Source organism: Klebsiella sp. 28 (assembly GCF_018223905.1).
GTDB lineage: Bacteria > Pseudomonadota > Gammaproteobacteria > Enterobacterales > Enterobacteriaceae > Klebsiella > Klebsiella pneumoniae.
The window spans coordinates 1-880 of the sequence record NZ_JAGRQY010000223.1 but is presented as its reverse complement, the minus strand read 5'-3'; the positions used below and the strand labels follow the sequence as shown (position 1 = coordinate 880).

The following is an 880-nucleotide window of genomic DNA, read 5'->3' as shown; positions in this document are numbered from 1 at the left end:
TCCTAGAATTCCTGTTACTACAAGTATAGAGATACTAATAAAAATTTTTTTCATGTTATCGCCTCCTCACAATTTTCATGTCTTTTACGGTATATTCGGTTCTGTTGCAAAGTTTTAAATCTACTATCAAATAAGGTAGAATAATAGAAAAAGATAGCAGGAGGAATGACGATGAATCATTTTAAAGGAAAGCAATTTCAGCAGGATGTGATTATTGTAGCCGTGGGCTACTATCTTCGTTATAACCTTAGCTATCGTGAAGTTCAAGAAATCTTATATGATCGTGGCATTAACGTTTCTCATACGACGATTTATCGTTGGGTGCAAGAATATGGCAAACTACTCTATCAAATTTGGAAAAAGAAAAATAAAAAATCCTTTTATTCATGGAAAATGGATGAAACGTACATCAAAATTAAAGGAAAATGGCATTATTTGTATCGAGCCATCGATGCAGATGGTTTAACCTTGGATATTTGGTTACGTAAAAAACGGGACACACAAGCAGCCTATGCTTTTCTTAAGCGGTTAGTGAAGCAGTTTGATGAACCGAAGGTTGTAGTCACAGATAAAGCCCCCTCTATTACAAGTGCCTTTAAGAAACTAAAAGAATACGGCTTTTATCAAGGGACAGAACATCGTACCATTAAATACCTGAATAATTTGATTGAACAAGACCATCGTCCAGTAAAGAGACGCAATAAATTCTATCGAAGTTTACGCACTGCCTCTACCACGATTAAAGGCATGGAAGCCATTCGAGGATTATATAAGAAAACCCGAAAAGAAGGCACTCTCTTCGGGTTTTCGGTCTGTACTGAAATCAAGGTATTATTGGGAATCCCAGCTTAAATCATAGATACCGTAAGGGATTTTATTC

At 35.9% G+C, this 880-nt stretch carries 1 protein-coding gene; it reads left to right on the top strand.

What is annotated here, in order from left to right:
• Positions 1 to 171: 171 nt before the first annotated feature.
• Entirely contained in the window at positions 172 to 852 is a 681-nt protein-coding gene (locus KHQ28_RS26725) for an IS6-like element IS1216 family transposase (protein WP_001015311.1), read from the top strand.
• Positions 853 to 880 lie beyond the last annotated feature (28 nt).

Excerpts from the sequence above, each read along its gene's own strand:
- KHQ28_RS26725 (WP_001015311.1), top strand. The coding sequence starts at position 172 with ATGAATCATTTTAAAGGAAAGCAATTTCAGCAGGATGTGATTATTGTA.